The organism is Kitasatospora sp. NPDC059812 (assembly GCF_042732075.1).
Taxonomy (GTDB): domain Bacteria; phylum Actinomycetota; class Actinomycetes; order Streptomycetales; family Streptomycetaceae; genus Kitasatospora.
Window position 1 is genome coordinate 1 of the sequence record NZ_JBHWIO010000047.1, and the last position, 23,593, is coordinate 23,593.

At 72.4% G+C, this 23,593-nt stretch carries 21 protein-coding genes and 1 tRNA gene; 17 read left to right on the forward strand and 5 right to left on the reverse strand.

The window, feature by feature from the left end:
- Positions 1-111: 111 nt before the first annotated feature.
- Together ACFV6D_RS22660 and ACFV6D_RS22665 are read right to left on the reverse strand one after the other, a co-directional pair.
- Positions 112-1,785 (reverse strand): APC family permease, encoded by a 1,674-nt coding sequence (locus ACFV6D_RS22660; RefSeq protein WP_063350090.1) that lies wholly within the window; start codon positions 1,783-1,785, stop codon positions 112-114.
- A 358-nt stretch (positions 1,786-2,143) separates the two neighbouring features.
- Positions 2,144-2,228: transfer RNA gene (locus tag ACFV6D_RS22665), tRNA-Leu, on the reverse strand.
- A gap of 384 nt (positions 2,229-2,612) precedes the next feature.
- On the opposite strand from ACFV6D_RS22665, the gene ACFV6D_RS22670 reads away from it, so the two are divergent.
- Positions 2,613-3,155: an ATP-binding protein gene (locus tag ACFV6D_RS22670; protein ID WP_380560969.1), complete on the forward strand. Its 543-nt coding sequence runs from the start codon at positions 2,613-2,615 to the stop codon at positions 3,153-3,155.
- A 32-nt stretch (positions 3,156-3,187) separates the two neighbouring features.
- Here ACFV6D_RS22670 and idi read toward each other — a convergent pair whose 3' ends face one another.
- Positions 3,188-3,844 carry an isopentenyl-diphosphate Delta-isomerase gene (gene idi, locus ACFV6D_RS22675; protein ID WP_380429397.1) on the reverse strand — a complete coding sequence of 219 codons (657 nt, stop codon included), beginning with the start codon at positions 3,842-3,844 and terminating at the stop codon, positions 3,188-3,190.
- A gap of 516 nt (positions 3,845-4,360) precedes the next feature.
- On the opposite strand from idi, the gene ACFV6D_RS22680 reads away from it, so the two are divergent.
- From ACFV6D_RS22680 to ACFV6D_RS22750, 15 genes are all read left to right on the forward strand, one after another.
- Positions 4,361-5,116, forward strand: coding sequence for a sugar phosphate nucleotidyltransferase (locus tag ACFV6D_RS22680; protein WP_063350091.1), 756 nt, complete (start codon positions 4,361-4,363; stop codon positions 5,114-5,116).
- Positions 5,104-6,165 (forward strand): iron-containing alcohol dehydrogenase family protein, encoded by a 1,062-nt coding sequence (locus ACFV6D_RS22685; protein ID WP_063350092.1) that lies wholly within the window; start codon positions 5,104-5,106, stop codon positions 6,163-6,165. Before ACFV6D_RS22680 ends, ACFV6D_RS22685 begins: the two co-directional genes overlap by 13 nt.
- Positions 6,166-6,256: 91 nt before the next feature.
- Entirely contained in the window at positions 6,257-6,994 is a 738-nt protein-coding gene (locus tag ACFV6D_RS22690) for a CDP-alcohol phosphatidyltransferase family protein (RefSeq protein ID WP_063351558.1), read from the forward strand.
- Positions 6,991-7,890: a glycosyltransferase family 2 protein gene (locus ACFV6D_RS22695; RefSeq protein ID WP_063350093.1), complete on the forward strand. Its 900-nt coding sequence runs from the start codon at positions 6,991-6,993 to the stop codon at positions 7,888-7,890. The genes ACFV6D_RS22690 and ACFV6D_RS22695 overlap by 4 nt, the downstream gene beginning before the upstream one ends.
- Before the next feature lie 136 nt (positions 7,891-8,026).
- Entirely contained in the window at positions 8,027-8,968 is a 942-nt protein-coding gene (locus ACFV6D_RS22700) for an ABC transporter permease (protein WP_063350094.1), read from the forward strand.
- Complete coding sequence (locus tag ACFV6D_RS22705) at positions 8,961-9,770, forward strand: ABC transporter ATP-binding protein (RefSeq protein ID WP_063350095.1); 810 nt, start codon at positions 8,961-8,963, stop codon at positions 9,768-9,770. Before ACFV6D_RS22700 ends, ACFV6D_RS22705 begins: the two co-directional genes overlap by 8 nt.
- Before the next feature lie 259 nt (positions 9,771-10,029).
- Positions 10,030-11,010 (forward strand): squalene synthase HpnC, encoded by a 981-nt coding sequence (gene hpnC, locus ACFV6D_RS22710; RefSeq protein ID WP_380560970.1) that lies wholly within the window; start codon positions 10,030-10,032, stop codon positions 11,008-11,010.
- Between the two features lie 41 nt (positions 11,011-11,051).
- Positions 11,052-11,909 (forward strand): presqualene diphosphate synthase HpnD, encoded by an 858-nt coding sequence (gene hpnD, locus ACFV6D_RS22715; protein WP_063350097.1) that lies wholly within the window; start codon positions 11,052-11,054, stop codon positions 11,907-11,909.
- Between the two features lie 142 nt (positions 11,910-12,051).
- Positions 12,052-13,488 (forward strand): hydroxysqualene dehydroxylase HpnE, encoded by a 1,437-nt coding sequence (hpnE, locus tag ACFV6D_RS22720; protein WP_380560957.1) that lies wholly within the window; start codon positions 12,052-12,054, stop codon positions 13,486-13,488.
- A 254-nt stretch (positions 13,489-13,742) separates the two neighbouring features.
- The gene (locus tag ACFV6D_RS22725; RefSeq protein ID WP_079136360.1) at positions 13,743-14,831 is read left to right on the forward strand and encodes a polyprenyl synthetase family protein; all 1,089 of its coding nucleotides are present in this window, start codon (positions 13,743-13,745) and stop codon (positions 14,829-14,831) included.
- A 7-nt stretch (positions 14,832-14,838) separates the two neighbouring features.
- A complete protein-coding gene (shc, locus tag ACFV6D_RS22730) occupies positions 14,839-16,923 on the forward strand; it encodes a squalene--hopene cyclase (RefSeq protein ID WP_244293508.1) in 2,085 nt (694 codons plus the stop codon).
- The gene (locus ACFV6D_RS22735) at positions 16,920-17,600 is read left to right on the forward strand and encodes a hypothetical protein (protein ID WP_063350099.1); all 681 of its coding nucleotides are present in this window, start codon (positions 16,920-16,922) and stop codon (positions 17,598-17,600) included. Before shc ends, ACFV6D_RS22735 begins: the two co-directional genes overlap by 4 nt.
- A 2-nt stretch (positions 17,601-17,602) precedes the next feature.
- Positions 17,603-18,631, forward strand: coding sequence for an adenosyl-hopene transferase HpnH (gene hpnH / locus ACFV6D_RS22740; RefSeq protein ID WP_063350100.1), 1,029 nt, complete (start codon positions 17,603-17,605; stop codon positions 18,629-18,631).
- Positions 18,632-18,757: 126 nt separating this feature from the next.
- Positions 18,758-20,668 (forward strand): 1-deoxy-D-xylulose-5-phosphate synthase, encoded by a 1,911-nt coding sequence (gene dxs / locus ACFV6D_RS22745; protein WP_380560958.1) that lies wholly within the window; start codon positions 18,758-18,760, stop codon positions 20,666-20,668.
- Positions 20,658-22,064, forward strand: a complete 1,407-nt coding sequence (locus tag ACFV6D_RS22750) for an aspartate aminotransferase family protein (RefSeq protein ID WP_380342290.1) — start codon at positions 20,658-20,660, stop codon at positions 22,062-22,064. Before dxs ends, ACFV6D_RS22750 begins: the two co-directional genes overlap by 11 nt.
- 105 nt (positions 22,065-22,169) lie before the next feature.
- On the opposite strand, the gene ACFV6D_RS22755 is transcribed toward ACFV6D_RS22750, so the two are convergent.
- The gene (locus tag ACFV6D_RS22755) at positions 22,170-22,445 is read right to left on the reverse strand and encodes a DUF6343 family protein (RefSeq protein ID WP_063350103.1); all 276 of its coding nucleotides are present in this window, start codon (positions 22,443-22,445) and stop codon (positions 22,170-22,172) included.
- 77 nt (positions 22,446-22,522) lie between these two features.
- Here ACFV6D_RS22755 and ACFV6D_RS22760 point away from each other — a divergent pair, with 77 nt between their 5' ends.
- Positions 22,523-22,723, forward strand: a complete 201-nt coding sequence (locus ACFV6D_RS22760; protein ID WP_063350104.1) for an I78 family peptidase inhibitor — start codon at positions 22,523-22,525, stop codon at positions 22,721-22,723.
- 73 nt (positions 22,724-22,796) lie between these two features.
- Here ACFV6D_RS22760 and ACFV6D_RS22765 read toward each other — a convergent pair whose 3' ends face one another.
- Positions 22,797-23,564 (reverse strand): phosphatase PAP2 family protein, encoded by a 768-nt coding sequence (locus ACFV6D_RS22765; protein WP_244293509.1) that lies wholly within the window; start codon positions 23,562-23,564, stop codon positions 22,797-22,799.
- Between the last annotated feature and the right edge of the window lie 29 nt (positions 23,565-23,593).

The window sequence follows — 23,593 nt, forward strand, 5'->3', positions numbered from 1 at the left end:
CTCGGGGGCGCGTGTGTGCGGTGTGTTAGACACCCGCCCCGCGCCGCGCCCCCCCCGGGCCGGGCGGCGCCCGCGCCCGGCCCGCCGCCCTCGCGGCGTTTGTGCGCTCCCTCAGGCCCGCGAGGCCTCCCGCGGCTCCTGGCCGGAGCCCGCAGAACCGTCGGAGCCCTCGGCGGCCGCGGCCTCCTCGGCCAGCTCGCGCCGGACGGCGGCCAGGGACGGGTTGGCCCAGGCGCTGGCGACGCCCCAGTAGTAGAAGGCCAGCGCGATGGCCGCGACGACCAGCAGGTCCCAGCCCTCGGGCAGGTAGCCCTGGCCGCCGAAGTCGGTGCTGCCGGCCCAGGAGACGCCGGCCATCACGAACAGGTACGCGACCATCCAGGCGCCCGCCTTCAGGTGCGGCTTCAGCTCGGCCCACGGCTTGCGCAGCTCGTACCAGGCCCAGATCGGCAGACCGGCGGCCATCAGCAGGATGACCTTGCCGGTGAGCGGCCAGCGGGCCCAGTACAGGACCAGCGAGCCGAACACCATCGCCACGGGCGCGATGATCGGCATGGCCCGCAGCCGGACCGGCCGGGGCAGGTCCGGCGCGAGGCGGCGCAGGGCCATCACGGCGACCGGGCCGGTGACGTACGAGATCACGGTGGCGACCGAGACGATCTCGGCCAGCGAGCCCCAGCCGCGGAAGACCGCGAGGAACAGGAAGGCGACCACCAGGTTGAGCACCAGGGCCGGGCGCGGGATGCCGGTCTTGGCGTCGACCTTGCCGAAGATCTTCGGCAGGTGGCCGTTCTCCTGCACGCCGTGGATCATGCGCGAGGTGGTGGCGGCGTAGATCATGCCGGTGCCGCTGGGGGAGACGAAGGCGTCCGCGTACAGCAGCAGGGCGAGCCAGTTGAGGCCCCAGACCATCGCGAGGTCGGCAAGCGGCGAGGTGTAGGCGAGGCTGCTCCAGCCGTGCGACAGGTCGGCGGCCGGGATGGCACCGATGAAGGCGATCTGCAGCGCGACGTAGATCACCAGGGCGATCAGGATCGAGCCGATGACGGCCTTGGGCAGCGACTTGCCGGGGTTGCGGGCCTCGCCGGCCAGGTTGAGCGGGGACTGGAAGCCGTTGAAGGCCCAGACGATGCCGGACACCGCGACGGCGGTGAACACGGCGCTCCAGCCGTTCGGCGCGAAGCCGCCGTGGTCGGTGAAGTGGGCGGTGTCGAAGTGGGCGAACAGCAGCGCGCCGGCGGTCAGGGTCGGGACGATGACCTTGAAGACGGTGATCGCCGTGTTGGTCTTGGCGAACATCGTGATGGCGAACCAGTTGAGGATGAAGTAGCCGACCAGCAGCACGCTGGCCAGTGCCACCCCGCTCAGGGTGAGTTCCTTGCCGTTGTACAGCCCCTGTGCCCAGCCGAAGTGCCAGGAGCTCATGTACTGGACGGAGGCGGTGGCCTCGCCGGGGATGACCGAGACGATGGCGATCCAGTTGGCCCAGGCGGCGAGGTAGCCGGCCAGCGAGCCGTGCGAGTACTGGCCGTACCGGACCATGCCGCCGGCCTTGGGGAACATCGATCCGAGCTCGCTGTAGGTGAGCGCGATGGTCAGTGCCACGGCGGCCCCGATCACCCAGGCCAGGATCGATGCGGGGCCGGCCAGCCGGGCGGCGCGCTCGGCGCCGAACAGCCACCCGGATCCGATGATCGATCCGAGCCCCACGGCGGTGAGGCTGATGGTGCCGAGCGATCGCCGGTAGTTCTGATGTGATGCCGTCGGAGACTCTGGCTCACTCAACGTATCGGTCCTCTCGCTCGGGGTTTCATCGGGTGGTGTCGTGGTTTTTACGCTGGTTTCCGGACAAACGGAGACAGCCTATGGGGCCAAAACGGGCGAATACCTCAAGGGAAGCTCAAACTGTCCGATCGTTGCCATCTCGTGTCCGCTTTCCGGGTCACGACAGCCGCAGAAGTCGCCTGGGTCACAGCGGTTGCGGGGGTCGCGAGCGCCGCAGCGGCCACCCGGTCCGCGCGGAGAACCCGAGAGGACCTGCGAGAACTCGAGAGAACCCGAGAGAACCCGTGGATGGCGACGGCGCGCCGGGAAAAAGAAATTCCCCGCGGGTTCCTTTCGGATCCCACGGGGAATTCGGTTGTGTCCGAGGGGGGACTTGAACCCCCACGCCCGATAAAGGGCACTAGCACCTCAAGCTAGCGCGTCTGCCATTCCGCCACCCGGACAGGGTGTGTGCTTCGGGGTTTTTCTCGCCCCCTCGGCGACAGAGAGAACATTACCAGGGTTCTGGAGTGCTTCTCACCTGCGTTTCCCCGGGTGGGGGGATGTCCGGGTCGGTCGGGGTGGTCGGGCTGGCTGGGATGGGTCGCCACGGTGCGCGAACCCCGGCCGAAGCGGTGGCGAGCGCGAAGGAAACGGTCGACCCCGGCGGCGGCCGCGGTCCGTTCCGGCCGGAAGCGGTCCGACACGGGCAAGTTGTCGACGGTGCCACGGTCCCGGCGGTGCCTCTCCTAGCCTCTGTGGATCGAGGGCGCCATGAGCGGAACGCCTGATTCCCGGGTCGCGGACACTCCCGGGTCGCGGACGAAGGGCGGCTGGACGTGGAGCAGATCAGCGGGGCGGCGAAGGCCGAGCCGAGACGCGCCGGACCGGAGCGCGTACCCGCCGACCCAAGACGCACCGGGCCGGAACGCACCGGGCCGGAACGCGCACCCGCCGGACCGGTCGAGGGCGTGTGGCGCTTCCCGGTGCCGGCCGAGGAGGCCTCGGTGCCGCTGACCCGGCACGCGGTCCGTGACCGCCTGCTGGCCCAGGGGATGGCCGGGGTGCGCTACCAGGAGCTGGTGGACGACGTGCTGCTGATCGTCTCGGAGCTGGTGAGCAACGCGGTGACGCACGCGGCGAAGCTGTCGCCGGAGGTGACGACCGAGCTGGCGGTCCGCCGGGGCTGGGTCCGGGTGTCGGTCGAGGACGGTGACCCGTACCGGCCGAAGGCGCTGGAGAGCGACACCGGGCGGACCGGTGGCCGCGGCCTGCTGCTGGTGAAGAGCGTGACGTTGCAGGCCGGCGGGGTGTGCGACGTGGAGCGGACGGGGGAGGGCGGCAAGGTCATCTGGGCCTCGCTGCCCGTCCCCCCGGAGACCGACGACTGAGCGCCGCGGGCCCGCCGACCGGTCCCGCCCGCCTACCAGTCCCGCCCGGCGATCTCCCGGATCCCCGGCAGCGCCGCCTCGAAGACCGTCTCGAACCACACCGAGAACGGCCGCTCGGCGCGCAGTTCCCGCAGTTCCTGCGCGGTCACGAAGGCGTAGTCGTCCACCTCGTCGGGGTTGGGCTCGACGGGCGCGGTCACCAGCCCGACGAACAGGTGGTTCCACTCCCGCTCGATCAGCCCGGTGGCCTCGTCCGGCAGGTCGTAACGGACCGTACCCGCCTCGCAGAGCAGCGCCGGCGCGATGCCGAGCTCCTCGGCGGTGCGTCGGGCGGCGGCGACGAACGGGGGCTCGTCCGGGTACGGGTGGCCGCAGCAGGTGTTCGACCAGACGCCGGGGGAGTGGTACTTGCCGAGTGCCCGCCGCTGGAGCAGCAGCCGCCCCTGGCGGTCGAAGAGGAAGACCGAGAACGCGCGGTGCAGCCGGCCGGGCTGCTGGTGTGCCCAGTGCTTCTCGGCGGTGCCGGTGGTGACGCCCTCGTCGTCGACCAGTTCCAGCAGGATCTCGGGACCGGCGTCGGCGGTCCCGGTCGAGGCCCCCGGGGCGACCGTCACGTCCGTCTCGACGTCGAGACCGGTGTCGATCTCGGAGTCGAAGTGTGTCGGGTTGGTCGGCAGGCTCTGGGGCATGGGGCCTCTTTCGGGAGGGGGGAGCAACGGAAGCATCGGGGTACGTCCGGTACACCGGGTGCAGCGGACGCAGCGGGGGCACCGGCGCCGGCGTCGGGCTCCAGTCTGCCGTATGGGTGGCGGTGGGGACGGGTCCCACGCACAACCGGGCGGATCATGACCGTCCGCAGGTCGATTCCGGGCACAGATGGGTCCAAGTCGCTCCCGGAAGGGTCATCGGAATAGCAGAATTGTTCGGCATTCGTTCGAGTCGCGTTCGATCACCGCTTCGCCCCCTCGTTCGATCATCGCCTCGCCCCCGCGTTCGATCACCGCTTCGCCACCCTCCCGTCACCTCGCGGCCCCCGGCCGCGTTCGGGTCGGCCGCCCGGGTCGCCTACCATCGCTTACGGCACGGTGCCCGCACTCGCGGCGGCACCGGCGCGCCGATTCGCGGCCCGGCCGGACGGAAAGCCGGTGCCCCGGCACCCCGCGCGCACCGCCCCGCGCACCGCACGACGGATCAGGAGACCCCGCATGATCGGCCTCGTTCTGGCAGCCGGCGCCGGCCGCCGGCTGCGCCCGTACACCGACACCCTGCCCAAGGCGCTGGTGCCGGTCGACGGGGAGCGGACCGTGCTGGACCTCACCCTCGGCAACTTCGCCGAGGTCGGCATCCGTGAGGCCGCGATCGTCGTCGGCTACCGCAAGGAAGCGGTGTACGACCGCAAGGACGCCCTGGAGAGCAAGTACGGCGTCAAGCTCCACCTGGTCGAGAACGACAAGGCCGAGGAGTGGAACAACGCGTACTCGCTCTGGTGCGCCCGCGAGCTCTTCGCCGAGGGCCTGCTGCTGGCCAACGGCGACACCGTGCACCCGTCGTCCGTGCAGCGCACCATGCTGGAGGGCAACCAGCGCCTCGTCGAGGCCGGCACCGCCCCCGGCATCCTGCTGGCCCTCGACACGGTGAAGAAGCTCGCCGACGAGGAGATGAAGGTCGTCGTCGACCCGGCCGCCGGCATGCGCCGCATCACCAAGCTGATGGACCCCACCGAGGCCACCGGCGAGTACATCGGCGTCACCGTGATCAACCCCGCCGCCGCCGCCGACCTGACCGACGCGCTGCGCGCCACCTACGAGCGCGACCCGCAGCTGTACTACGAGGACGGCTACCAGGAGATGGTCGACCGCGGCCTGCGGATCGACGTGCAGCCGATCGGCGAGGTCTCCTGGGTCGAGGTCGACAACCACGACGACCTGGCGAAGGCGCGGGAGATCGCGTGCCAGTACTGACCCGGCTGGTTCCGTCGCCGCTGTTCGTCGAGGTCCGCCCGGGCGCGCTGGACGCGCTCGGCGGCATCCTCGCCGACCAGCGGCTGTCCGCCTCGGGCCGGATCGCGGTGGCGATCAGCAACGGCTCGGGCGCGGCGATGCGCCGGCGCCTGGAGCCGGCCCTGCCCGGCGCCGACTGGTACAACGTCGACGACGGCAGTCTGGACAGCGCGGTGCGCCTGGCCGAGTCGGTGCGCGGCGGACACTACGACGCGATGGTCGGCCTCGGCGGTGGCAAGATCATCGACGCCGCCAAGTACGCCGCCGCCCGAGTCGGCCTGCCGCTGGTCGCGGTCGCCACCAACCTGGCCCACGACGGCATCTGTTCGCCGGTCTCCACGCTCGACAACGACGCCGGCCGCGGCTCCTACGGGGTGCCCAGCCCGATCGGCATCATCGTCGACCTGGACGTGATCCGGCAGGCCCCGCCGCGCTTCGTGGCAGCCGGCATCGGCGACGTGGTCTCCAACATCTCCGCCTGCGCGGACTGGGAGTTGTCGCACGCGGTCACCGGCGAGCCGGTGGACGGACTGGCCGTGGCGATGGCCCGCTCGGCCGGCGAGAACCTGCTGCGGCACCCAGGTAACACTCAGGATCAGGACCTCCTCACGGCCCTCGCGGAAGCCCTGGTACTGTCCGGCATCGCGATGAACATCGCGGGCAGCACCCGGCCTTCCTCGGGTGCCTGCCACGAGATCTCGCATGCTCTGGACGTGCTGTACCCCAAGCGTTCCGCCCAGCACGGCGAACAGGTCGGCCTCGGCGCCGCGTTCGCCAGCTTCCTGCGGGGCGAGCGCGAGCTGACCGGTCTGATCGTGGAGCGCCTGGCGAGCCATGGACTGCCGGTGACCGCAGCTCAGATCGGTTTCACCGAGGCGGAGTTCACCGACGCGGTGCACTACGCTCCGAACACCCGCCCGGGGCGCTTCACCATCCTTGAGCACCTCGACCTCTCCCCCTCAGCAATCAGGGACGCGTACGCCGACTATGTCCAAGCCGTCAACAGCTGACCCCTCCACCGCGGGCGCCGAGCGGCCCCCGGTGGACCTGACCCGCCGGCCCTCGATCGAGGAACTGCGCGCGGTGATCCACCCGGAGGGCATGCTCCAGCGCCGCAGCGCCGAGCACTGGGCCGGGCGCCTGTACATGCGGCGGATCTCGCTGCGGATCACCCGCGTGCTCTCCACCGTGACGGCGATCACGCCGAACGGCCTGACGTACCTGATGATGTTCACCGGCGTCCTGGCCGGCGTCGCGCTGGTCGTGCCGGGCATCGCGGGCGCGGTCCTGGGGGCCCTGCTGATCCAGGTCTACCTGCTGCTGGACTGCGTGGACGGCGAGGTGGCCCGCTGGCGCCGGCAGACCTCGCTCACCGGCGTCTACCTGGACCGGGTCGGCCACTACATGTCCGAGGCGGCCCTGCTCACCGGGCTGGGCCTGCGCGCCACCGACCTGCTGCACCGCGAGGGCGGCGGCTCGCACTGGGAGTGGGCGTTCCTGGGCACGCTGGCCGCGCTCGGCGCGATCCTGATCAAGTCCGAGACGGACCTGGTGGACGTGGCCCGGGCCCGCAGCGGCCTGACGGCGGTCGAGGACAGCGCCGCGGTGCCGCGCTCGTCCTCGGTGGCCAAGGCCCGCCGGGCGGCCTCCTTCCTGAAGTTCCACCGCCTGGTCGGCGCGGTCGAGGCCTCGCTGCTGATCCTCGCGGCCGGGATCGCCGACGCCGTCCACGGCGGGCTGTTCTTCACCCGGATCGCGGTGGTGGCGCTGGCGGCGATCGCCATGCTGCAGACCGTGCTGCACCTGCTGAGCATCGTCCTCTCCAGCAGGCTGCGATGAGCGCCCCGACCAGCGCGGAGAGCTTCCGCCTCGGAGCCGTCATCATCACCATGGGCAACCGCCCCGAGGAACTGGCCGCCCTGATCGACTCGGTGCGCGCCCAGGAGGGCGCGGCGGTCGAGCTGGCCGTGGTGGGCCAGGGCGCCGAGCTGCCGCCGCTGCCGGAGGGCGTGCGCAGCGTCGAGCTGCCGGAGAACCTCGGCATCCCGGGCGGGCGCAACGTCGGCATCGAGCTGTTCGGCCGCGACGGCCGGGACGTGGACGCCGTCCTCTTCCTGGACGACGACGGGCACCTGCCGCGTACCGACTCGGCCCGCCTGCTGCGCGAGGCCTTCACCGCCGACCCGGAGCTGGGCATCGTGGCCTTCCGGATCGCCGACCCCGACACCGGCGTGACCCAGCGTCGGCACGTCCCCCGGCTGCGCGCCAGCGACCCGCTGCGCTCGTCCCGGGTGACCACCTTCCTGGGCGGCGCGACTGCCGTGCGCTGCGCGGTGTTCGAGCAGGCCGGGCAGCTGCCCGCGGAGTTCTTCTACGCCCACGAGGAGACCGACCTCGCGTGGCGCGCGGCGGACGCCGGCTGGGCCATCGACTACCGCGCGGACGTGGTGCTGCACCACCCGACGACCTCGCCCGCCCGGCACGCCACCTACTTCCACAACATTGCCCGTAACAGGGTTTGGCTCGCCAGACGGAACCTTCCGGCCCTGTTGGTGCCTCTCTATCTGGGAACCTGGTTCCTGCTGACCCTGGCCCGCCGCCCCTCCTCGGAGGCGCTGAAGGCCTGGTGGGGCGGGTTCCGGGCGGGCTGGCGCGAACCCTGCGGTCCGCGGCGGCCCATGCGATGGCGTACCGTTTGGCGATTGACCAGGCTGGGCCGGCCACCGGTCATCTGATCGAATGATCGATCGCTGCGGCCGGTGACCACACACCGGCCGGACTCTCCCCGTGATCCAGTGGATCCCCATCGGCGCAAGGCCGGCGGACCCCCGTCGACCGGCCGCCCCGACCGATCCCGCGTGAAGGACGAATGTGTCGACAGTGAGTGAACCCGTCAGCCTCTCATCCCCCAGGGGGGTGGACGCGGGCCTGACCCCCAAGCAGCTTGCGGACAAGTACGGCCTGGCCGTGAGCGGCAGGCGGCCCGGCCTGATTGCCTACACCAAGCAGCTCTGGGCCCGGCGCCACTTCATCTGGGCCTTCGCCACCGCCCGCCTGGTGGCCCAGTACACCGACGCCAAGCTCGGCCAGCTGTGGCAGGTCGTGACGCCGCTGCTGAACTGCGCGGTGTTCTACCTGGTCTTCGGTGTGATCCTGAAGAGCAAGGACAACTTCCCGCCGGACACCTACATCGCCTGGCTCTGCATCGGTGTCTTTGTCTTCCAGTTCACCCAGAACGCGGTGCAGTCCGGCACCCGGGCGATCGCCGACAACCTCGGGCTGATCCGCGCGCTGCACTTCCCCCGGGCCTCGCTGCCGATCGCGTTCACCGTGATCCAGCTCCAGCAGCTGCTGATCTCGATGGTGGTGCTGGTCGGCACCGTGCTGGTCAGCGGCATCAAGCCGGGCCGGACCTGGCTGCTGATCATCCCGGCCCTGGTGCTGCAGATGATGTTCAACACGGGCATCGCCCTGGTCATGGCGCGGCTCGGCTCCAAGACCAGCGACATCTCCCAGCTGATCCCCTTCGTGATGCGGGCCTGGATGTTCCTGTCCGGCGTGATGTTCAGCATCCAGGACAAGATCCAGGAGTGGCCCAAGTACATCCAGACGCTGATGGCCCTCAACCCGGCCTCGGTCTACATGGACCTGCTGCGGCACGCCTTCGCGCCGATCATCTACAACAAGCACCAGCCCCAGCACCAGGAACTCCCGCTCCACCAGTGGACCTACGGCATTGGGTGGGCGGTCGTGATGTTCGTGATCGGATACGTCTTCTTCTGGAAGGCCGAGGAGGAGTACGGCCGTGGCTGACGTCGAACTGAGCAAGCTGGACACCGTCCGGGACGCGGACGTCGCCCGCGAGCCCACCGTCGTCGTCGACGACGTGCACATCGTCTACCGGGTGCACGGCGCCGGCTCCGGCAAGGGCAGCGCCACCTCGGCGATGAGCCGCATCATCAGCCGCAAGCGCTCCGCGGGCGTGCGCGAGGTGCACGCCGTGCGCGGCGTCAGCTTCACCGCCTACAAGGGCGAGGCGATCGGCCTGATCGGCTCCAACGGCTCCGGCAAGTCGACCATGCTGGCCGCCATCGCGGGCCTGCTGCCGACCGAGAAGGGCGGCATCTACACCAACGGCCAGCCCTCGCTGCTGGGCGTGAACGCGGCGCTGATGAACGAGCTCACCGGTGAGCGCAACGTCATCCTCGGCTGCCTGGCGATGGGCATGGCGCCGGCCGACGTGCGCAGCCGCTACGAGGACATCGTCGAGTTCTCCGGCATCAACGAGAAGGGCGACTTCATCTCGCTGCCGATGCGCACGTACTCCTCCGGCATGGGCGCCCGCCTGCGCTTCGCCATCGCCGCCGCGAAGACCCACGACGTGCTGCTGATCGACGAGGCGCTGGCCACCGGCGACCAGGCGTTCCAGCAGCGCAGCAAGAAGCGGATCGACGAACTGCGCAAGTCCGCCGGTACGGTCTTCCTGGTCAGCCACGACAACAGCTCGATCCGCGAGGTCTGCGAGCGGACGATCTGGATCGAGGCCGGCGAGCTGATCATGGACGGCCCGACCGAAGAGGTCGTCGGCCGCTACGAGCGCGGCGAACGCCCGTAATAACAGGCCGTCCAGGGGGCCGGTTCCGGGGATTTCCGGGGCCGGCCCCCTGTTCGTGCGCCCCCGTCGGTGCCCCGGGTGGCCCGCCGCCGCGGGGGTGAGCGCCCCCGTGCGCCGGGCGGGGCGCTCTTCTCCGGCGCGCCCCGTGGTGTCAGGCTGTATGCGCGGGGGCGGTGTGCCGGAGGTGGCGCCCCCGCTCGGACGCGTGTCCGAGTCGGGCCGGTGATGCCCAGCGGTGTAGAACGGGGGAGTGACAGCAGTGTCGGCTTCGGCCCAGCCCAGAGATACGTCGGTGAACCGCTCCGCGGGGGAGACCCTGGACAAGGCGGGCGCGGAGAACTTCCCGGTCGCCCCGTTCTTCCTGCCCGCGGCCTGGCGCGACGACCTGATGGCCGTCTACGGCTACGCCCGGCTGGTCGACGACGCCGGCGACGGCGACCTGGCCGATCCGGCCGCCACCGCCGCCCTGCTCGGGGTCGAGGCCACGCCTCCCGCCACCCCTTCGGCCCAGTCCGGCCCGCCGAGTCCGCAGGAGGTCGCCTTCCGCCTCGCACTGCTGGACGGACTGGAGCGCGATCTCGACCGGGTCTTCGAGGCGGCGCTCCACCCGGGGGCCTCCGAGGGCCCCCGCCACCCGCTGCTGCACAGCCTCGTGCCGCTGGTCGACCGGCACGGGCTCACCCCGGAGCCGTTCCGCCGCCTGATCGTGGCCAACCGGGTGGACCAGACCACCACCCGCTACGCCGGCTACGACGACCTGATCGGCTACTGCACCCTCTCCGCCGACCCGGTCGGCCGCCTGGTGCTGGCCATCGCCGGCGTCGCCACCCCCGAGCGGATCGAGCTGTCCGACGCGATCTGCAGCGCCCTCCAGGTGGTCGAACACCTTCAGGACGTCGCCGAGGACCTCGCCCACGGGCGGATCTACCTCCCCGCCGAGGACCTCGCCCGGTTCGGCGTCACCGAGGCGGACCTCGCCGCCCCCACCGCCAGCGGCCCGGTGCGCGAGCTGATCGCCTTCGAGGTGCAGCGGGCCCGCACCCTGCTCGACCGCGGCGCGCCATTGGTAGGTACGGTTCGGGGGAGGCTTCGACTGCTCCTGGCGGGATTCACCGCCGGCGGGTACGTGGCCCTGGCGGCCATTGAGGACGCCGGGTACGACGTGCTCGCGCAGCAGGCGAAGCCGAACAAGCGCCGCCTCGCAGCGAAGGCGGCGGCAATCTTCGCGAAGGGAAGGTGAACGCCCGAGTGGCGGCATCACCACTGGCGTCGGCCCAGGTCATGGCGGCGTACCGGTACTGCGAGGCAGTCACCGGACTTCAGGCACGCAACTTCAGCTACGGCATCCGGTTGCTGCCCGAACCCAAGCGGCTGGCCATGTCGGCTCTCTACGCCCTGGCCCGCCGGGTCGACGACATCGGCGACGGGGACCTTCCGTCCGACCGCAAGGCCGAGGCGCTGGTGCGCACCCGGGAACTGGTGGACGAGGTCCGCGCCGGGGTGGTCGCCGAGGACGACACCGACCCGATCAAGGTCGCCCTGGCCGACGCGGCCCGGCGCTTCCCGATCCCGCTCGGCGGCTTCGACGAACTGATCGACGGCGTCGAGATGGACCTCAAGGGCGCCGAGTACCAGACCTACGAGGAACTGAAGGTCTACTGCCGCTGCGTGGCCGGCTCGGTCGGCCGGCTCTCGCTCGGCGTGTACGGCTGCGACGACCCCGAGCGCGGCGCGGGCTACGCGGACACCCTGGGCCTGGCCCTGCAGCTCACCAACATCCTGCGCGACCTGCGCGAGGACGCCCTGAACGGCCGCACCTACCTGCCCGCCGAGGACCTGGCCCGGTTCGGCTGCGAGCAGGGCTTCGCGCTGCCCAGGCCGCCGGTCGGCGCCGACTTCACCGGCCTGGTGGCCTTCGAGGCCGCCCGCGCCCAGGCCGCCTTCGAGGAGGGCCTGCGGCTGCTGCCGATGCTCGACCGCCGAAGCCGGGCCTGCACCGCCGCGATGGCGGGGATCTACCACCGGCTGCTCGGCCGGATCGCCGCCGACCCCGAGTCCGTCCTGCGCGGCCGGGTCTCGCTGCCGGGCTGGGAGAAGGCGTACGTCGCGCTTTCCGGGCTCGCCGGGGGGCGTTCTTGATTCTCACCGCAGTTCTGTCACGCTGTGTCAGCGGGGAATCACAAGCGGGCAGAGCAGTGTTGACCAGGACCGGGCCGGTCACGAGCGTGCCGGCCGGAGCGACCGCCGCAGGGCGGTCCAGCAATCGCGAGGGGGAGGGTCGATGACCGGGCGAGCCGATGCCGCGCGCCCGGCCGCCGTGGTGGTCGGCGGCGGCCTGGCCGGGATCACCGCCGCGCTGCGGCTGGCCGAGGCCGACCACCGGGTCACGCTGGTCGAGGGGCGGCCCAGGCTCGGCGGGCTGGCGTTCTCCTTCCAGCGCGGCGAGCTGACCGTCGACAACGGCCAGCACGTCTACCTGCGCTGCTGCACCGCCTACCGCGGCCTGCTGGAGCGGCTCGGCGCCGCCCGGCTGGTCCACGTACAGGACCGGCTGGACGTCCCGGTGCTCTCCGTCGCCGGGCCGGACGCGGCCCCGGTGCGCACCCTCGGGCGGCTGCGCCGGGCCGGCCTGCCCGTCCCGCTGCACCTGGCCGGCAGCCTCGCCCGCTACCCGCACCTCGGGCCGGCCGACCGCGCCCGGGTGGTCCGCGGCGCGCTGGCGCTCCAGGGCCTGGACCTCGCCGACCCGGCACTGGACGAGATCTCCTTCGGCGAGTGGCTGCGCCGCAACGGGCAGAATGCGAACACCCTCGCCGCCCTCTGGGACCTGGTCGGCGTCGCCACCCTGAACGCCCGGGCCGACCAGGTGTCGCTGGCGCTGGCGGCGATGGTCTTCAAGACCGGCCTGCTCTCCGATCCGGGCGCCTCCGACATCGGCATGGCCGCCGTCCCGCTCGGCGTGATCCACCACGACCGGGCGCTCGCCGAGCTGGAACGCGCGGGCGTGAAGGTACTGCTGCGCGCCCGCGTGACGGAGCTCAAGCCGGCGGTGCCCCAGCACGCCGTCCATCTGGAAGGCGGCGCGGAGCCGCTCGCCGCCGAGACCGTCGTGCTGGCCGGCGCCCAGGACAGCGCGGCCGCCCTGCTGCCCCCGAACGCCCTCCCCGGCCAGGACCGGCTGGCCGACTTCGGCACCGCGCCGATCCTCAACGTGCACGTGGTCTACGACCGCAAGGTGCTGCGCCGGCCGTTCTTCGCCGCCCTCGGCTCCCCGGTGCAGTGGGTCTTCGACCGCACCGCGCACTCCGGCCTGGCCGGCACCGGGCTCGGCCGGGCCCACCCCGGCGCCCAGTACCTGGCGCTCTCGCAGTCCGCCGTCCAGGACGAGATCGACCTGCCGGTCGCCGAGCTGCGCCGCCGGTACCTGCCGGAGCTGGCCCGGCTGCTCCCGGCCGCCGCCGGGGCCGAGGTGCTGGACTTCTTCGTCACCCGCGAGCGCACCGCCACCTTCGACCCGGCGCCCGGCAGCGCGCTGCTGCGCCCGTCGGCCCGCACGGACGTCCCCGGCCTGCTGCTGGCCGGCGCGTGGACGGCCACCGGCTGGCCCGCGACCATGGAGGGGGCCGTGCGCAGCGGCCACGCCGCGGCCGACGCGGCGCTCGCCGCGGCCGGCAGTCGGTTCCCGGCGGACCGGGGCGACGGGAGGTGGCCCCGGTGACGGCGGGCGCCGCCGGGGACCCCGCCAGAGCCGGCGGGCCTCCCGTCGACCGCACCGGCGGAAACGACACCGGCCGCACCGGCGGCACTGACAGCGGTGACACCGGCACCAGCCGCACCGACCCGAGCCGCATCGACACCGGCCGCACCGACACCGGCCGCACCGACACCGGCCACATCGACACCAGCCGCACCGACAGCGCAAGCACCCGGCCGCCCCGGGCGGTCCGGCACCACGAGGGAGAGGGAACGCACGTGGAGTCACGCACCGGCATCGCCGTCGGAGGCACGGCGCACGCCGAACCGGTCTCGGTGCCGGAGCTGCTGGCCCGCAGCCGCACGCTCTGCACCCCGCCGCTACGGTCCGCCGTCGCCCGTTTGGCCGCACCGATGGACACCGTCGCCGCGTACCACTTCGGCTGGATCGACCGGGACGGCACCCCGGCCAAGGGCGACGGCGGCAAGGCCGTGCGCCCCGCCCTGGCCCTGCTCTCCGCCCGGGCCACCGGCGCCGCCGCCGAGGTCGGCGTGCCGGGCGGGGTCGCGGTTGAACTGGTGCACAACTTCTCCCTGCTCCATGATGATCTGATGGACGGTGACGAGACCCGACGGCACCGGGCCACCGCCTGGACGGTCTTCGGTCCGGCCCAGGCGATCCTGGCCGGCGACGCCCTGGCGACGCTCGGCACGGAGGTGCTGCTCGACGCCGCGGTGACCGGCGGTACGAGCCCCACCGACGCCGCACGCGCCGTCCGGCTGCTCACCACGGCGACCCGCCGACTGATCGACGGCCAGGCCATGGACGTCGCCTTCGAACAGCGCGACAGCGTCACCGTCGCCGAGTGCCTGGAGATGGAGGGCGGCAAGACCGCGGCGCTGCTGGCGGCCGCCTCGGCGATCGGCGCCGTCCTGGCCGGGGCCGACGACAAGGTCTCCGAACCGCTCCAGCGTTACGGCCACCACCTGGGCCTGGCCTTCCAGGCGGTGGACGACCTGCTCGGCATCTGGGGCGCCACCGAGGTCACCGGCAAGCCGCACTGGGGCGATCTGCGCCAGCGCAAGAAGTCCCTGCCGGTCGCCGCCGCGCTGGCCGAGGGCGGCGCGGCCTCGCGCCGGCTCGCCGAGCAGCTGGCCGACCCGAAGGGCCGCGGCGAGGAGGGCGAGCCCGAGCTCGCCGCCCGGGCCGCGCTGATCGAGGAGGCCGGCGGCCGCGCCTGGACCCAGGAGGAAGCCCGCCGCCAGCACACGACTGCCCTCGCCGCCCTGGACGAGGTGCCCATGTCCGACGAGGTGCGCGAGCACTTCGTCGCACTCGCCGAATTCGTGGTGGTACGAGAGAGGTGACGTTACGTTGACAGCAACCGCGGACGGCCGGCTCGACCCTGAGTACGATTCCGAGCCGGTCGCGGTGGGCGACCGCCCCCCGACCCTCCTGGGCGCCGGGCGGTGGCAGCCCGAAGACACCGACCAGCTCCGGCCGGCCGGTGAGGCGGACCTCGGAGCGGCCGACGCGCGGGAGGCACTGGCCCGCGCCACCACCCACCTGCTCTCGCTGCAGAGCTCCGAGGGCTGGTGGAAGGGCGACCTGGAGACCAACGTCACCATGGACGCCGAGGACTTACTGCTGCGGCAGTTCCTCGGGATCCGGACCGAGGACCAGACCAAGGCCACCGCCGAATGGATCCGGTCCCAGCAGCGGGAGGACGGCACCTGGGCCACCTTCCACGGCGGGCCGGCCGAACTGTCCACCACCGTCGAGGCGTACGTCGCCCTCAAACTCGCCGGCGACGACCCCGAGGCCCCGCACATGGTGGCCGCCGCACGGTACGTCCGCTCCGCCGGGGGCATCGCGGCCGCCCGGGTCTTCACCCGGATCTGGCTCGCGCTCTTCGGCTGGTGGCCCTGGGAACGGCTCCCCGAGATGCCGCCCGAGATCATCTTCCTGCCCAAGTGGCTGCCGCTGAACATCTACGCCTTCGGCTGCTGGGCCCGCCAGACCATCGTCCCGCTGACCGTCGTCTCGGCCCACCGCCCCGTCCGTCCGGCGCCCTTCCCGCTCACCGAGCTGCACACCGACCCGGACCACCCCTACCCCGACCGGCCGCTCGCCCCCGCCACCAGCTGGGACGGCCTCTTCGAGCGCCTCGACAAGGTCCTGCACGCCTACCACCACCGCGCCCTGCGCCCGCTGCGCCGGCTCGCCGTCTCCCAGGCCTGCCGCTGGATCGTCGAACGGCAGGAGGCCGACGGCTGCTGGGGTGGCATCCAGCCGCCCGCCGTGTACTCGCTGATCGCCCTGCACCTGGAGGGCTACGAGCTGGAGCACCCGGTGATGCAGGCCGGACTCTCCTCCTTCGACCGCTTCACCGTGCACACCGAGGACGGCCGGCGCTGGCTGGAGGCCTGCCAGTCCCCGGTCTGGGACACCTGCCTGGCCACCATCGCGCTGGTCGACGCCGGGCTGCCGGCCGACCACCCGGCGCTGGTCTCGGCCGTCGACTGGATGCTCGGCGAGGAGATCCGCAAGGACGGCGACTGGTCCGTCCAGCGGCCCACGCTGGCCCCCGGCGGCTGGGCCTTCGAGTTCGAGAACGACACCTACCCCGACATCGACGACACCGCCGAGGTGGTGCTCGCGCTGGGCCGGGTCGACCACCCTGACCCGGCCAAGGTCGATGCGGCGATGGACCGCGGCGTGCTCTGGAACCTCGGCATGCAGTCCAAGAACGGCGCCTGGGGCGCCTTCGACGTCGACAACACCAGCACGCTGCCCAACAAGCTGCCGTTCTGCGACTTCGGCGAGGTGGTCGACCCGCCGTCCGCCGACGTCACCGCCCACGTGGTGGAGATGCTCGCCGAGACCGGCCGGGCCCGCGACCGGCGCACCCGGCGCGGCGTCGAGTGGCTGCTGCACAACCAGGAGGCGGACGGCTCCTGGTTCGGCCGCTGGGGCACCAACTACATCTACGGCACCGGCTCGGTGCTGCCCGCCCTGGTCGCGGCCGGCGTCCCGGACGAGCACCCGGCGATCCGGCGCGCCGTCCGCTGGCTGGAGGACCGGCAGAACACCGACGGCGGCTGGGGCGAGGACATGCGCTCCTACGAGGACCCGGCCCGCTGGGCCGGGCGCGGCGACTCCACCGCCTCGCAGACCGCATGGGCGCTGATGGCGCTGCTCGCGGCCGGCGAGGGCCCGGACGGCCGGGCCAACCCGGCGGTGGAACACGGCGTGGACTGGCTGGTGCGCACCCAGCTGCCCGAGGGCACCTGGGACGAGCCGCAGTTCACCGGCACCGGCTTCCCGTGGGACTTCTCCATCAACTACCACCTGTACCGGCTGGTCTTCCCGGTCACCGCGCTCGGCCGCTACCTGCACGGCAGCCCCGCCCTCGGCCGCCGCAACGGCGACACCCCGGCGATCGGGGCGGCGCGGTGACCACCGCCCCGCTGCTGGTGCTCTGCGCGCTGGGACCCGAGGTCTGGGCGCTGCGCGGTGGCGACTGGCGCGGTGCGGCCGGCGGGCCGCCGGTGCTGGTGCGCACCGGCATGGGCCGGCGGCGGGCCGCGCTGACCGTCCGCCGGCTGCTCGGCTCCGCCCCCGGCGGCTACGGCGCGGTCGTGGTGGCCGGCTTCGGCGCCGCGGTCGGCCCGGGCGTGCTGCCGGGCGACATCGTGGTCGCCGACGGCGTGCGCGACGCGGAGGGGCACCTGTACCCCGTCGACTCCGGGCCGGAGCTTGCCAGGGCCCTCAAGGAACTCGGCCTGACCGCGCACGCCGGGGTGCACCACACCGCCGACCACGTCGTCCGCGGCCTCGAACGGCGCGCCCTGCACCTCCAGGGCGCGCTCGCCGTCGACATGGAGGCCGCCGCCGTGCTGGCCGCGCTGCGGGAACGGCGGCCGACGCTGCCCGCCGCCGTCCTGCGGGTGGTCGTGGACACCCCCGAGCGCGAACTGCTGCGGCCCGGCACCCTCCCGGCCGGGGTGCGTGCCTGGCGGACCCTGCGGGCGGCGGTACCCGCCCTGGTCGACTGGTACCGGCAGGAGTCCCGGCCCGGCCCCGCGGACCTGAACCACCCCACATCCTCGACGCTCCCCCAGGAGGCGAGCTAGCCATGGCCATGCCGTTGCGCCAGACCGTGCGGGTCGGCACCTACCTCATGCAGCAGAAGCTGCTCAAGCGCCGGGACAAGTTCCCACTGATCGTCGAACTGGAGCCGCTGTTCGCCTGCAACCTCGCCTGTGAGGGCTGTGGCAAGATCCAGCACCCGGCGGGTGTGCTGAAGCAGCGCATGCCGGTGGCCCAGGCGGTCGGCGCGGTCCTGGAGTCGGGTGCCCCGATGGTCTCGATCGCCGGCGGCGAGCCGCTGATGCACCCGCAGATCGACGAGATCGTCCGCCAGCTCGTCGAGCGCCGCAAGTACGTCTTCCTCTGCACCAACGCGCTGCTGATGCGCAAGAAGATGGACAAGTTCAAGCCCTCGCCGTACTTCACCTTCGCCGTGCACATCGACGGCATGCGCGAGCGGCACGACGAGTCGGTGGCCAAGGAGGGCACCTTCGACGAGGCGGTGGCGGCGATCAAGGAGGCCAAGCGGCGCGGCTTCCGGGTCACCACCAACAGCACCTTCTTCAACACCGACACCCCGCAGACCATCATCGAGGTGCTGGACTTCCTCAACGACGAGCTCAAGGTCGACGAGATGATGATCTCCCCGGCCTACGCCTACGAGAAGGCCCCCGACCAGGAGCACTTCCTCGGCGTCGACCAGACCCGGGAGCTCTTCCGCAAGGCCTTCGCCGGCGGCAACCGGAGCCGCTGGCGGCTCAACCACAGCCCGCTCTTCCTGGACTTCCTGGAGGGCAAGGCCGACTTCGAGTGCACCCCCTGGGGCATCCCCAACTACTCGCTGTTCGGCTGGCAGCGGCCCTGCTACCTGATGGCCGACGGCTACGTGCCCACCTACCGCGAACTCGTCGAGAAGACCGACTGGAGCAAGTACGGCCGCGGCAAGGACCCGCGCTGCGCCAACTGCATGGCGCACTGCGGCTACGAGCCGACCGCCGTACTCGCCACCATGGGCTCGCTCAAGGAGTCGCTGCGCGCCATCACCGAGACCATCGGTGCCAACCGCGGCCACTGAGCCGGTCGTTCGACCGCGCCACCGCTCCCGAGGACACCCCGTCCGGCCCGGGCCCCGCGCCCGGGCCGGCCCCGCCCCCGCCGGGCGGCGGCACCACCGCGCCACTCCGAGTCGTGAGGTGTACCCATGTCACTGCTCTCCAGCGTCACGTCACCGGCCGAACTGCGAAAGCTTCCGGCGGCCGAACTCCCGCTGCTCGCCGACGAGATCCGCGCGTTCCTGATCGACGCCGTCACCCGCACCGGCGGCCACCTCGGGCCCAATCTCGGCGTGGTCGAGCTGACCATCGCCCTGCACCGGGTCTTCGACTCCCCGTACGACCGGATCGTCTTCGACACCGGCCACCAGAGCTACGTCCACAAACTGCTCACCGGCCGCCAGGACTTCTCCCGGCTGCGGATGAAGGGCGGGCTCTCCGGCTACCCCTCGCGCGGCGAATCCGAACACGACCTGGTCGAGAACTCGCACGCCTCCACCGCCCTGTCCTACGCCGACGGCCTCGCCAAGGCCGCCGGACTGCTCGACCAGCACGACCGGCACACCGTCGCGGTGATCGGCGACGGCGCGCTCACCGGCGGGCTCGCCTGGGAGGCGCTCAACAACATCGCCGAGGCCCGCGACCGGCCGCTGGTCATCGTCGTTAACGACAACGAGCGCTCCTACGCCAAGACCATCGGCGGCCTCGCCAACCACCTGGCCACCCTGCGCACCACCCAGGGGTACGAACGCTTCCTCGCCCTCGGCAAGGGCGCGCTGCAGCGCACCCCGCTCGTCGGCCAGCCGATCTTCGACGCGCTGCACGGGGCCAAGAAGGGCTTCAAGGACGCCTTCGCGCCCCAGGGCATGTTCGAGGACCTCGGGCTGAAGTACCTCGGGCCGATCGACGGCCACGACCTCGGCGCCGTCGAACAGGCGCTGCGCCAGGCGCGCAACTTCGGCGGCCCCGTCATCGTGCACTGCCTCACCGTCAAGGGGCGCGGCTACCGGCCCGCCGAACAGGACGAGGCCGACCGCTTCCACGCCGTCAACCCGATCGACCCGTACACCTGCCTGCCGATCTCGCCCAGCGGCGGAGTCTCCTGGACCTCGGTGTTCGGCGACGAACTGGTCGCGCTCGGCGCCGAGCGGCCCGACCTGGTGGCGATCACCGCGGCGATGCTCCAACCGGTCGGCCTGGCCCGCTTCGCCAAGGCCTTCCCGGACCGCACCTTCGACGTCGGCATCGCCGAGCAGCACGCCGTCACCTCCGCCGCCGGCCTCGCCACCGGCGGCCTGCACCCGGTCGTCGCCGTCTACGCGACCTTCCTGAACCGGGCCTTCGACCAGGTCCTGATGGACGTCGCCCTGCACCGGCTCGGCGTCACCTTCGTCCTCGACCGCTCCGGGGTCACCGGCAGCGACGGCGCCTCGCACAACGGCATGTGGGACATGTCGATCCTCCAGGTCGTCCCGGGCCTCAGGCTCGCCGCCCCGCGCGACGCCGAACAGCTGCGGGCCCAGTTGCGCGAGGCCGTCGAGGTCGAGGACGCCCCCACCGTGGTCCGCTTCCCCAAGGCCACCATCGGGCCCGCCGTGCCGGCCGTCGAACGGATCGGCGGGATGGACGTCCTGCTGCGCACCGGCCGGCCGTCGGAGATCCTCCTGGTCGCGGTCGGCACCACCGCCGCCGCCTGCCTGGACGCCGCCCGGTTGCTGCTCGCCGAGGGCTTCACCGCGACCGTCGTCGACCCCCGCTGGGTCAAACCGGTCGACCCGGTCCTGCCGGAACTGGCCGCCGCCCACCGGCTGGTCGTCACCGTCGAGGACAACGGCCGCACCGGTGGCGTCGGCGCCGCCGTCGCCCAGGCGCTGCGCGACGCCGACGTGGACGTGCCGGTGCGGGTGCTCGGCCTGCCGCAGGAGTTCCTCGGCCACGCCGCGCGTGGGGAGATCCTGGAGGAGACCGGCCTGACCGGCACCGGAGTCGCCGCCCAGACCGCCGTCTTCGCCAAGAACCTGCTACCGAACCGAGGAGCGAACCAGCGCCATGCCGGCTGACCCCGACCGCACCGCCGCCAGCTTCGACCTCGCCGCGCTGATCGCCGAACGCGGCGCCGAGCGGTACGAACTGCACGGCCGCCACCTCAACCCGCAGCTGCCGCGCATGCTGCACACCATCGGCTTCGACAAGTACTACGAGCGCGCCAAGGGCCCGTACTTCTACGACGCCGAGGGCAACGAGTACCTCGACATGCTGGCCGGCTTCGGCATCTTCGCGCTGGGCCGCCACCACCCGGTCGTGCGATCGGCGATCCAGCAGGTGATGGACCTCGACCTGCCGGACCTGGTCCGCTTCGACTGCTCGCCGCTGCCCGGGCTGCTCGCCGAGCGACTGCTCTCGTACACGCCCGGGCTGGACCGGGTGTTCTTCGGCAACAGCGGCACCGAGGCGGTGGAGACCGCGCTCAAGTTCGCCCGGTACGCCACCGGCCGCAGGCGCGTCCTGTACGCCGACCACGCCTTCCACGGGCTGACCACCGGCTCGCTCTCCGTCAACGGGGAGAGCGGTTTCCGCAAGGGCTTCGACCCGTTGCTGCCGGACACCGCCATCCCGCTCGGCGACCTCGGCGCGCTGGCCAGGGAGCTGAAGCGCGGCGACGTCGCCGCCCTGATCGTCGAGCCGATCCAGGGCAAGGGCGTCCTGGCGCCGCCGCCCGGCTGGCTGCGTGCCGCGCAGGCCCTGCTGCATGAGCACAGGGCGCTGCTGATCTGCGACGAGGTGCAGACCGGGATCGGTCGTACCGGCGAGTTCTTCGCCTACCAGCACGAGGAGGGCGTGCTGCCCGACCTGGTCTGCGTGGCCAAGGCGCTCTCCGGCGGCTACGTGCCGGTCGGGGCGACGCTCGGCAAGAGCTGGATCTTCGAGAAGGTGTACTCCTCGATGGACCGGGTGCTGGTGCACTCGGCCAGCTTCGGTGCCAACGCCCAGGCGATGGCGGCCGGACTGGCGACCCTGGAGGTGATGCGCGAGGAGAAGGTGGTGGAGAACGCGCGTCAGGTCGGCGATCAGTTGCGCGAGCGGCTGGCCGCACTGGTCGACCGGTACGAGCTGCTCGCCGAGGTGCGCGGCCGGGGTCTGATGATCGGCATCGAGTTCGGCCGACCCAAGTCGCTCAAGCTGCGCACCGGCTGGACGGCTCTGCAAGCGGCGCGCAAGGGGCTGTTCGCCCAGATGGTGGTCGTCCCGCTGCTCCAACGGCACCGGATCCTGACCCAGGTGTCCGGGGACCACCTGGAGGTGATCAAGCTGATCCCGCCGCTGATCATCACGGAGCGCGACGTCGACCGGTTCGTGGACGCCTTCACCGACATCATGGATGACGCGCACCGGGGGAGCGGGCTGATGTGGGACTTCGGGCGGACGCTGGTGAAGCAAGCGGTCGGCAGCCGCTGAGCTGGTTCTGGGCGGGTGCTCGGCGGCGGTGCGGGAGTGTTGCGGGAGTGTTGCGGGAGTGGGAAGTCGGCCGGGCCGACTTCCCACTCCGTGGGAGACACCGTGTCAGAGCTCGGTCCGGCGGCGCCGGATGACCACGACGAGATCGACGGTGGCGAACAGGGTGAGCAGGCCGCAGGCGATGGCGAAGCCGGTGAGGGTCCCCTGGCTGGGGGCGCCGTTGGCGGGGGAGGCCGCCGCCCAGATCGCGAAGCCCGCCGTCGCGAGCGCGAACAGCGGCGTGAAGGTGAGCGACAGCAGGTAGCGGAGTTTGAGGTCGCTGCGGGCGGTGGCCGGCTCGGTGCCGCTGCGCCACGGCCGTCGCGGAGTGGTGGTGCGCATGGCCGTTCACCTCCGGGCCGCGCGGGTGGGGGCTACGATTCCAGCGTACGTCCGTGGGGGAGAGCGGGGGAGACGCGATGACGGGGTCGGACGCGGCGGCGGACGCCGAGGGCTACGCGGGGCTGCGGATCGAACGGGCCCGGGAGCTGGCCCGGCGGCACGGCTGGGCCTCGGTCCGGGTGCTGGAGCCGGGGGCGATGATGACCATGGACCACCGTGAGGGCCGGCTCAACCTCGCGGTGCGCGACGGCGTGGTCGAGCGTAGCTGGGAGGGGTAGGGCCGCCCTCCCGGTGGTCGACCTTTCCGGCGGCCGGGGTGGCCGGTGGCCGCGGTGGTCGTGGCGTGCGGGCTCAGGGGCCCGGCCGACGGGCCAACCGCTGTTCGGCGGCGACGACCAGCGGCTCCAGCAGCGGCAGCGAGAGCAGTACCAGCAGTCCGGCGGCCCAGCCGGCCAGCACGTCGGTGACCCAGTGGGTGCCCAGGTAGAGCGTGGTCAGGCCGATCGAGCAGGCGGTGGCGGCGGCGATCACCGCGCCGGTGCGCCGCCAGCGGACCGCGAGGTAGGCGAGCACGCCCCAGGTGACGACCGCGTTGGCGGTGTGACCGGACGGGAAGATGGTGCCGCCGGAGAACAGTTCGGGCGAGCCGACGTACTGGGCGTAGTGCGGGCCGAGCCGGCCGGTGACGATCTTGACCGCGCCGACCGTGACGTTGAGCAGCAGCAGCGCGACGGCCATCACCAGCAGCGGGCGCAGCCGCCCCAGCCGGTGCGCGCGCCAGCCGAGCCAGACGAAGGCGGCGATGGCGGAGGGGCCGCGTTGCCCGGCGACCACCCAGGTGTCGAGCAGCGGTTCCAGGCTGGGCCAGCGTTCGTAGGGGCGGAACAGCCGGACCGACCAGTCGAGGTCGACCAGGGCGGTGTTGAGCAGGACACCGGCCAGGACCAGCAGGTAGGCGACGCAGGTCACGGCGAGCAGGGCGGCCTGTCGGCGGCCCATCGGCGGCCAGCCGGGCTCGCGGCGGTGGGCTCGTTCGGGGCTCGGGCGCTCGCGGTGGGTGGTGGTGAGCTGCTCCGGCCCCTGGTTCGGATAGGGCGCGGGGGTACTCGGGGCTTGCACGGGGGTGACCTTACCCATCCGGCCGGGGC